At 43.3% G+C, this 11611-nt stretch carries 2 protein-coding genes; both read left to right on the top strand.

The annotated features are described in order from the left end of the window. Positions 1-33 precede the first annotated feature (33 nt). On the top strand, positions 34-465 hold the full coding sequence (locus T7867_RS02090) for a hypothetical protein (protein WP_068215289.1): 432 nt from the start codon (positions 34-36) through the stop codon (positions 463-465). Between the two features lie 434 nt (positions 466-899). Next, entirely contained in the window at positions 900-11573 is a 10674-nt protein-coding gene (locus tag T7867_RS02085; RefSeq protein WP_322299793.1) for an Ig-like domain-containing protein, read from the top strand. Positions 11574-11611: the final 38 nt, after the last annotated feature.

Genomic DNA, 11611 nt, shown 5'->3' with positions numbered 1-11611 from the left:
GGGGGCAGGGGGAGGACAAAACATAAAAAAGACATGAATAATAGAAAAATATACACTTTCGTACTAATGGCTGCGCTAGCCCTGTTCAGTCTTTCTTGCGATCCCGATGATGCTATGGAGCCGAGTTTACAAGAACTCGCTTTTGAGAAATTATCTGGCCAATGGACGCTGGGTCAATTCGGCAGCATTAAAGTAGATGGTTCTAACGTAAGTGCGAACTATCCTGGCTTTGCCCTGTCTTTTGCCAATGGTACTTACACCACAACCAACGCTGGCGACTTGTTTAAAGCAAGTGGTACTTGGGAGTGGGCTGGTGAGTCTGCAGAAGTGGTAAACCTAGACGATGGCAAAGTGGTAAATATTAATTCACTGACTACCTCCAAGTTTGTGTTCAGCTTTACTAAGTCCGATGGGCCAGTAAGAGCTGGCTTGTCCGGTAACTATGTGGTAACGGTAGAGAAGTAATTGGCAGACCATATTTATGTTGATTTTGAGCTCATGGCCAACGTGTCATGAGCTCTTTTTTTGTTTTCAAATATTTTTTAGAAAGTTATTCCAGTGGCCCTGAGAAGTTTCAAATTCATACTTTTTGTATCAAAAAGTATGCTCATGGTTCTCTTAAGACATTATTTGTCTTAAGACTTGATGTCTTCTTTCTTTTTCACAGAGGCAGAGTGTCTTAGCTTTGATGTTATTTCCGATTTATACAATTTTTTGTCTAGTGAAGATGCTTTTTTTGTGTTCTAAGAACCCCTCTTTCAGATGCATACTACCGTCTGTCTGAGACTCAACTAAAACATTAACGAGTTTCCCTGTTACTACTAGATCTATTATAAGCTAATGGCTTAATAATGGCGTCCTTGTTTTAGGGAGCATAACACCTTTCACCACCAAAATATATGATCAACTTTAACAGTCTCAACAAAAGCGTAATGAAAAATATGGGTTCGGCACTGGTCAATATGGCCATGATTGCATTCCCACTTTTCTCCTTTACTGAGTTAAAAGCACCTAGATTTGCTTCTCCCTCTCCTGGTACCATGGGTTTTGGATCGGGCACAGAACTTTTAGCTAGTTCAACCAATCCTAGTGCTGATCAATCGAAGAGTGCATTTTTGAATGGTTTCGATGTCTCTATGACATCATCAGATTCAAGAGTTATTGCTCTTGCTACGAGTGGAAATGGTGCAGGAACTGATGTCACTGGAGGTGGTTCAGATGCTGCTCTGACGTTTACAGGGGGGGGCACAGGAACGACAAACTCTTCAACTCTTTCTACTGATGACGGTTCTGAAGTAGGAATTACAGGGTTTGATTTTGCTTATGAACGAAACATTGGTACAGCAGCAGAAGACTTTACTATAACAGGTAAAAGAGATGGAGTGACAGTAGGTACTTTGGCGCTTTCTGTTGGTCATAAGACTTTGGCATCAGTCGATTTAACCACTCCTACGACTGGCTCGTTCGCTAATATAGATGAATTAGTCATTACTCCAGACGCTGGAATCATTGGAGGCTGGTCAATTGATGATTTGGTAATTGTAGCGGCTGCATCGGCCAACAACGCACCTACAGACATAGCGCTGACTTCAACCTCTATCAACCAAAGTGCGACTGGCATAAATGCAACAGTAGGCACGCTCTCTAGTACAGATGCAGATGGTGGTGATACCCATACCTATTCTTTGGTTTCTGGTTCAGGAAGTACTGATAATGCGAGTTTCAATATAAGTGGTAGTACCTTAAGAACAGGTGGTGCTCTAGCTGCAGGTACATATGATATAAGAATAAACACCAATGACGGTACTGATGATTTTGCCGAAGAGTTTACGATTACCGTGGTAGATAATGTAGCTCCTTCAGCCCCTAGTACCCCAGATTTAGCTACTTCCTCAGACTCTGGTAACGAAGAACATACCGCAGGGTCTACGTCAGATAACCTGACAAATGATACCACACCCGCCTTTGAAGGTACAGCGGAAGCTGGCTCTACCGTAAAAATAATATCGAATGTCGATGGAGAAGTAGGTAGCGGTATTGCTACGGGTGGAACTTATTCAATAACTACGAGCGCTTTGACTGCTGGTGCTCATACCATTACGGCAACTGCAACAGATGGATCCGCAAACACCAGTTCTGCTAGCTCTGCCTTAAGTATTACTATCGATACTACTTCACCTACAGTGAGTATTTCTACCACTTCCAGTAATCCAACCAATGATAATCCCATTCCCGTAACTATCACCTTCAATTCTGAGGCGGATAATATGACGGAGAACGACATTACCGTGGTGAATGGCACAACTAGTAATTTTGTTTCTCCGGACAGTACTAGTTTTTACGTGGATGTTACGCCTTCGGGTAATGGAGCCGTACAAGTATCCCTTGGTGCAGGCACGGCTTTTGATCGAGCAGGGAATGCCAATACTGTTTCGAATACATTAAGCGTAACTTATGATGGAACTGCTCCAGCGTTCAGTTCGGTAAGTCCAAGCTCAAGTAGTTCAGTGAGTAATGCGAATGTTGGTTACACCTTATCTGAAGCTATTGCTTCAGGTACAGTTACCTTTACCAGAACTGGAGGTTCAGCCGATGGCAGTTCTCCACATGTGGTAAACCTTACGGGTAGTGAGTTGAATGCAGGAGTAAGGGCTTCGGCAGCTTTGACCAATGCGCCATCTTTGGTCTCTGGAACGATTTACACAATCAGTTTCAATGGACAAGATGCTGCTGGGAATTCAGCAACGACTGTGGATGTTACCAATGTCACTTTCGATACCACGGCTCCAACCTTGGTTTCAAGCAATCCTGCAGACGATGCTACGGGCTTTAATATTAGCGACAATTTAACCCTAACATTTAGCGAGAATATTGCTTTTGGCACTGGCTCTATTTTAGTTATGGATGAGAAAGATGGTTCAAGATCGTTTCTAATTGATGCTGCTTCTCCAGGAACCCAAGCTTCTATTAGCGGTGCGGTTTTAACGATTAACCCAAGTGCTAATTTAGACCCTTCATCTCTTTATTCTGTTCAAATCTCGCCAACGGCTATTGATGATCTAGCAGGAAATGGTTATGCTGGAATCTATAATTCCACCAGTTATAATTTCTCAACGAACTTCCCTCCAACGGTCAGTGTGAACAATGGTTTGACGATGAATCAAGGAGCTACTGGTTTAATCGATACAGGAAAGTTAAATGCAACTGATACTGAGAGCAGTGCTTCAGATATAACATTTACCATTACTACAGCAGCAACCAATGGTACTTTGTTTGTTGATACAAACCCGAGTAACACTTACAATGCTGGAGATGTATTGCTAAGTGCTAATGCTACATTTACCTTAGATGATCTAAACAACGACAAAATTAGATATACCAACTCATCTGGAACTTCTGATAGTTTTGTGTTTAAGGTTAGCGACCCCAACGGTGGTGAATTAACCAATCAGACATTCAACATTACTTTGAATGATGTTACCCCTCCTTCTATCACAAGCCTAGGCTTAAACAATAGCAATGCCTTCGTAGAGATTTTCGCCAACGAAGGGCTTTACAGTACAAATGGGGGCAGTGGAGCACTGGAAATTTCAGATATAGACATCTCCATCTCTGGTGGAACGGCTACCAATCCGGTGATTACCAGTCTAAAACAATTAAATGGAACTTCTGATCTAGTAGGTGGCGAAAGTAACCTGAGAGTAAACTTTACAACTACGGGAGTAGCTGATGGAGGAGAAATCGTAACAATCAACTTTGCTGATGGTAGTTCAGTTTTTGATGTAGCTGGTAATGCTGCTGCGGCAACTCAGAGTAATAATACACGAATTCTGAATGATTTGGTGGATCCATACATAACAGGGGTAAGCTTAGCTGCAGACAATTCTTATATAGATGTAATCTTCAATGAAGGAGTTTATGAAGACAATTGCGGTGGCGGTGGTCTTACTGTAGCTGATTTTGATTTGAAGATATCGGGTGGTTCAGCAACCTTTAACACTATTTCTAGTGTTAAACAGAACAATAGTACTGTAGAGGCGTCTGCTTCTGCCTTATCAGGTGGAGAAACAACAATCAGAATATTCTTCTCTGTTACAGGAACTCCTGATGGAGACGAAACCCTTGAAGTAGATCTTAAAGCTAATGAGGTTTTTGATATTAACGGTCGTACCGCAATAGCAGACCAAACTGCCAATAATACTGCTACAATGAACGATAAGGCAGCACCGAGAATCAGCTCTATTGTTCGTCAGTCGCCAACCACATCGCATACCAATGCAGATCAAGTAAGCTGGGATATTACCTTCTCTGAAGTGGTTAGTAATGTTGGACCCGAAGATTTAACGGTTTTAGGTACAACGGGGACTGTCACTTCTGTAAGCAATCCAAGTGGTAATACCTATAGGATAACTATCTCTGGAGGAAATATGGAATCTTTAGAAGGTACCATTACACTAGGATTCGTTAATGGTCATGTTGTAAAAGATGCAGGAGGAAATGCCTTGATAAATACTGTTCCTACAGGCACTTGGGACAATACGTACGCTATTGATAACACCGCACCAGCTATAACAAGCTTTACAAGGAAGAACCCAACCAGTTCACTTACTTCTGTTAGTCAGTTGGTGTTTTTAGCCACTTTTAGCGAAGATGTAACCAGTGTAGACTTAAATGATTTTGCTGTTACCGGTCTTACTGGAGCATCAATAGCGGTAAGCCAATTAACCGCATCTACCTATGATGTTACAGTTTCTGGTGGGGATATATCTACCTACAGCGGTGTGGTTGGTTTAAACTTATCAAGCCCAAATATTACAGATTTAGCAGGAAATGCTTTACCAATAACAGAGCCTACTACCGATGAGACATACTCATTAGATAACACTGCGCCTACTATTACTAGTATTACAGTGCCATCAGACGGAAGTTATGAAACAGGTGAGCATCTAGACTTTACTCTGACATTTAGCGAAGTGGTAAATGTTGATGAAGGCTGCGTTAATCCTCCTGCTTTGAATATTACGGTAGGAAGTAATACAAGAGCCGCACATTATTTATCTGGCACTAACTCTAACTCAGTTAAGTTCAGATATACCGTACAAGCCAGCGATTCAGATACCGATGGAGTATCTATAAATTCTTTTTCAGTAGGAGATGGAGTTGTATATGATGCAGTAGGTAATTCGATGGTTGAAGATTTACCGTCAAATATGCCTAGCACTGCAGATGTTTTGGTCAATATTTGTGCGTCTGCTACCATTGCCAATGCCGGGTCCGATGAAGAAGTATGTGGTGGTTCAGCCACTTTAGCTGCCAACGCGGCTTCAGGTTACAATGAAACAGGAGCTTGGTCTGTAGTTTCTGGAGCAGGTGGTAGCTTTAGTGATGTAAATAGCCCAACAGCAACCTTTACTGGTATAAGAGGGGCTAATTATACACTTCGATGGACGATCAGCAATGGAATTTGCACCAACAGCACAGATGATGTGGTTATTACTTTTGACGAGGCGGTAACGGCCAATGCAGGCTCAGACCAAAACGTTTGTGGAACATCTACTTTCCTTGGTGCTTCATATAGCACTGGTAACACAGGAAGCTGGTCAATTCTGTCAGGTGCAGGTGGTTCAATTACAAGTCCATCGAGTCCATTTTCAAGCTTTAGCGGAGTTGTTGGAACAGTTTATACGCTTCAATGGACAGAAACTAATGGAAGCTGTTCAGATAATGATACGGTAAAAATCACATTCTTTGATAATCCAACACCAGCCAATGCTGGCCTAGATAAGGATATCTGTGGACCGACAGCATTATCAGCTAATGCGGCATCAGGCTTTGGAGAAACAGGAACTTGGTCTGTAGTTGCTGGGGCAGGTGGAAGCTTTAGCGATGCGAATAGCCCAACCGCGACTTTTACAGGAACAGAAGGTGTGAATTATACATTGCGTTGGACTATCAGCAATGGCGTATGTCCAATCAGCTCAGACGATGTAGTAATTACAGTAGAAGTAAACGATGTTGAAGCTAATGCTGGATCAGATCAAAATGTATGTGGAACACAAACCTTCCTTGGTGCAGTTTATAGCACAGGTAGTACAGGAAGCTGGTCAATTCTATCTGGGGCAGGTGGAACAATCACTACTCCAACTAGTAACACTTCAGTGTTCACAGGAACAGTAGGAACTACCTACACGCTTCAGTGGACTGAAAATAGTGGAACTTGTTCCGATACTGATATAGTTGAAATCACTTTCTTCGATAATGTGACCGTTGCAGCAGCAGGCTCAGACCAAGAGACATGTAACACTTCAGTGACCATGGCAGCCAATGCGGCCTCAGGATTTAGAGAAACCGGTACATGGTCTGTTGTTTCAGGAGCAGGAGGAGGCTTTGCCGATGCAAATAGCCCAACTTCTAGCTTTACAGGAACCAAAGGTGTAAGCTATACGCTACGATGGACAATCAGCAATGGTGTTTGCCCAATTAGTTCAGACGATGTTGTCGTTACTTTGAGCGATGATGTAACCGCCAATGCAGGTTCAGACCAAAATGTATGTGGAACTAATACCTTCTTGGGTGCTTCATATAGCACTGGTAACACAGGGAGCTGGTCAATTCTGTCAGGTGCGGGTGGTTCAATTACAAGTCCATCGAGTCCATTCTCAAGCTTTAGTGGAGTAGTTGGAACAGTTTATACGCTTCAGTGGACAGAAACTAATGGAAGCTGTTCAGATAATGATACGGTAAAAATCACCTTCTTTGATAACCCAACACCAGCCAATGCTGGCCTAGATAAGGATATCTGTGGGCCTACAGCATTATCAGCTAATACTGCATCAGGATTTAGAGAAACAGGTACTTGGTCTGTAGTTGCAGGAGCAGGCGGAAGCTTTAGCGATGCGAATAGCCCAACAGCGACATTTACAGGAACAGAAGGTGTGAATTATACATTGCGTTGGACCATCAGCAATGGTGTATGTCCAATCAGCTCAGACGATGTAGTAATTACAGTAGAAGTAAACGATGTTGAAGCTGATGCTGGATCAGATCAAAATGTATGTGGAACACAAACCTTCCTTGGTGCAGTTTATAGCACAGGTAGTACAGGAAGCTGGTCAATTCTATCGGGAGCAGGAGGAAGTGTAACTACACCAAGCAGTAATACTTCAAAATTCACAGGAACAGTAGGAACTACCTACACGCTTCAGTGGACTGAAAATAGTGGAACTTGTTCCGATACTGATATAGTTGAAATCACTTTCTTCGATAATGTGACCGTTGCAGCAGCAGGCTCAGACCAAGAGACATGTAACACTTCAGTGACCATGGCAGCCAATGCGGCCTCAGGATTTAGAGAGACCGGTACATGGTCTGTTGTTTCAGGAGCAGGAGGAAGCTTTGCCGATGCAAATAGCCCAATTTCAACCTTTACAGGAACCAAAGGTGTAAGCTATACGCTACGATGGACAATCAGCAATGGTGTTTGCCCAATTAGTTCAGACGATGTTGTCGTTACTTTGAGCGATGATGTAACCGCCAATGCTGGAGCAGACCAAAATGTATGTGGAACGAATACTTTCCTTGGTGCTTCATTTAGCACTGGTAGTACTGGAAGCTGGTCAATTCTATCTGGAGCAGGTGGAACAATCACTACTCCAACTAGTGCAATATCTACCTTCAAGGGTAAGGTTGGAACTACTTATACGCTTCAATGGACAGAAAACAATGGAAGCTGTTCAGATAACGATACAGTTGAAATCACCTTCTTCGATAATGTAACCGTTGCAGCAGCAGGTGTAGATCAGAAAATAGATGGTGCACTTGCCACTATGAACGCTACGTTAGCGGGTAATACTGCATCAGGATTCAGAGAAACTGGAACTTGGTCAGAAGTAGCAGGAGATGGTAATAGTGTGTTTAGTGATGCTAGCAGTGCAACTTCAACCTTTACAGGAACAGTAGGAGTAACTTATACTTTGCGTTGGACTATTAGTAATGGCGTTTGCCCAATTAGCTCAGATGATGTGCTAATTGAATTCGCTAACAATGCAGGCTTCACAATTACAGAGACGGCTTCGTCTACCGAAGTAGACGAGTCCGGTTCTACAGATACTTTCGATGTTGTGCTTGATTCAGAGCCAGCTTCAGATGTGGTAATCAATGTTTCAAGTGGAAGTACATCAGAAGTTACAGTAGACCAGTCTTCTTTGATCTTTACTTCAGGCAACTGGAATGTACCGCAAACGGTAACTGTTCAGGGTGTTGATGATTCAAAGGTTGATACTGATAAATCTGTTAAGATCACTTTGAGTATTGATGATGCTGCAAGTCATGATAACTACGATGCTGTAATTGATCAGAGCGTTTCGGTGATCAATGAAAACACAACAACTGCTAGTGTAACAGCAGCCGATGTATCTATAGCCGAAGCTGATGGAACAGCAACAGTAACCTTCACTTTAGATAATGCAGTTGAAGGAGGTCTTTCAGTAGATGTAAGCACGGTAAATGGTACTGCCACGGGCGGAGTAGACTTCTCACCAATAACAGCTCAAACCATTATGTTTGATGGTACAGCTGGCGAAACAGAAACACTTGATATCTCTATTACAGCTGATGCAATAGTTGAGGCAGATGAAACAATTACCGTTTCCATGAGCAACCTAACTCCTGTAACGGTGTCTTCAACAGACATTGATATTACAGACGGTGCCACGGTAACGATCAATAATGACGACCAAGCAACTGTAACCATTGCCGATGCAAGTGGAGCAGAAGCTGATGGAGCCATTACGCTAACGGCTACATTAGATAACGCAGTAGACGGAGGCTTCTTTGTAGAATTAAATACTGCCGATGTAACAGCGCTTTCAACCTCAGATTACACTGCGCTTATTAGCCAAAAGCTGACCTTCTCAGGAACAGCAGGAGAGCAGCAAACCTTCACTATTACTCCTACGGATGATAGTATTGAAGAATCTACGGAGACACTTACTGTGAGCATGAGCAACATCTCGGCAGGAACGGTAGATAAAAACAACATCGATATTACCGATGGAGCTACAATAACCATCACAGATGAAGATGATAATACCGCACCTGTTGGATATTCAGTTACCCTTGACGATGCCTTGATCGGCTCAGCCGAAACAGCCATCAGTACCTTCACCTTTGCAGGGGCAGAGATCGGTACTACATACAACTATATGGTGAACTCAGATAATGGCGGAACCAAGGTTGCAGGATCAGGAACAATTGCTACAGCTACAGATCAGGTAACATTAACAGACCTTTCAGGACTGAACGATGGAACACTGACCTTGTCAGTAACATTGACCGATGCCTCAAGCAATGTAGGAACAGTAGTAACTGCTCAAGCAACAATCGACCAGACCATGGAAGCTACCTTGTTACCAGCCGATGATGCGATTGACGTTCTACCAGATGCCAAACTAAGCATGGACTTTGGTGAAAATGTTTACAAAGGAACCGGTAACATCATCATTGCACAGAGCAGCAATGACGAGGTATTGGAAACTATAGACGTGACAAGTACTAATGTTGTGGTGAATGGATCTGAAGTAACCATAACTCCAACAAACCTATTGTTGCCACCAAGCACAGAGTTCTATGTTTCTATAGAAATAGGAGCAATTACAGACGATGCTGGTAATAGCTATTCAGGTGCTACAAACAAAACAGCTTGGACGTTTACAACAATTGCAGCACCAGTAGTAACCGCTACAACGGTTCCTACGGCAGAGACTTATGCGATAGGCGATAAGCTAACTTTCGAGACCAGCTTTACGCTGCCAGTAACTATTACAGGTACGCCAAGCCTGCCAATTACAATTGGGACAGAAACGAAGGCAGCCACACTAAGTGGAACAGTAAGCGAAAGCAACACTGCTACATTTACTTATACCATTACAGAAGGCGACTTGGATACAGACGGTATCACGGTTGGATCAACCATCGACCTGAACGGAGCTACCATAGTAGATGAGTTCGGAACCGATGCGATCTTAACGCTTAAGAATACCGCCAGCACGGCCAATGTTAACGTAGACGGAATAAGAGCAACACCGAGCATTACTTCAGTGGTGAGCGACCTGACCAATGCAGCATTTACAGTAACTGTTACTTATGATGAACCAGTTTCAGGCCTAACAGCCGAAGACCTGAACATCACCAACGGTACGGCAGATAATTTAACGGTAGTAACCGCAGGCCTAGTTTGGACAGCAGACATTACCCCAACAGCAGACGGAGCAATTACTGTGGCAGTAGCCGCAGCAGCAGTAACCGATGCTGCAGGTAATACCAGTGTAGCTTCAGCAGCTGAGATTGCAACTACCTTCGATGGTACAGCACCAGCAATTACAAGCATTGCAAGGGTTGAATCAGAGCGAGTGAACACAGGAGTAGACAAGCTCAACTTCACTGTGAAGTTCTCTGAGAATGTAACAGGAGTAGATGCATCAGACTTCCAAGTGGCAACCACAGGTACAGCCACAGCAAGTGTCAATACAGTCACTCAAGTAGATGGTAAAACCTATACAGTGAACGTGAACGGAATCTCAGGCGAAGGCACCATAGGCCTGAATGCCAAAGATGATGACAGCATCATAGATGCAGCCACCAATGCCCTAGCTTCAGCATTTACAGGAGAGGTGTACACCACCAACTTTGTAGCTACAGATATCGCGCTTTCTACAACAAGCATTCAAGAAAATAATGCAGTAGGAACAGAGATTGGAGCATTCAGTACTACAGATGCCGATGCTGGCGACAGCCATACTTACACTTTAGTGTCAGGAACAGGAGATGCAGACAACGCAAGCTTCACCATTACTGGTAATAAGTTGCTAGCCGCAGAAGTCTTCGACTTTGAGACTAAGAACAGCTACAGCATCAGAGTGAAAACAGATGACAGCTTTGGAGGAACCTACGAAGAAGTGTTCACCATAGAAATCATCAATGAGGCAGAAGCAGTAATAGTAGTGACAGGCGAAGGAACCTTTGATGAAACCATTCTTGGTCTTTCGGCCACTAAGAGTTGGACTATTGAAAACCGAGGCGAAGCCGCTACAGAAGTTAGAATCATCAGTTCAAGCCAAGGCTTTAGTGTTAACCCAGGCTCTGTTCAGCTTAACCCAGGTGATACAAAGAACATCACCGCAGTGTTTACACCAACAGAAGCCAAAGTGTACAATGGAGTTGTGGTGTTCAACTATGACATCACCAATAGCATCCAAGACAATGTATTGGAAATTGGATTGAGTGGAGAAGGTGTGATAGTGACGGGCTTGGATAACGGACAGATCAGCGAAGAGCAGATCGGAGTGTTCCCTAACCCAGCCAGCACCTATGTGACCATAGACTTGAGCGAGCTCAGCGGCATGCCGTTGAACATCCAGATGATCAGTCCAACAGGAGTGAGCAGACTAGAGAAAGAAGGTTATGACAAGTCGGAGCTGACTATCGATGTAACCAACTTTGAAAGTGGTCTGTACATCATCCAGTTCAGCAATGAGAGATCACTTGTGAGAAAGAAAGTCCTAATCAGAAAGTAGTAACAGAAGTAAGTAGAATATACCGACCCCACGTCCTC

The sequence above is a fragment of the Roseivirga spongicola genome, assembly GCF_034376045.1.
GTDB classification, from domain to species: Bacteria; Bacteroidota; Bacteroidia; order Cytophagales; family Cyclobacteriaceae; genus Roseivirga; species Roseivirga spongicola.
The sequence above is the reverse complement of the archived record's forward strand: the minus strand, read 5'-3'. Positions and strand labels throughout refer to the sequence as shown.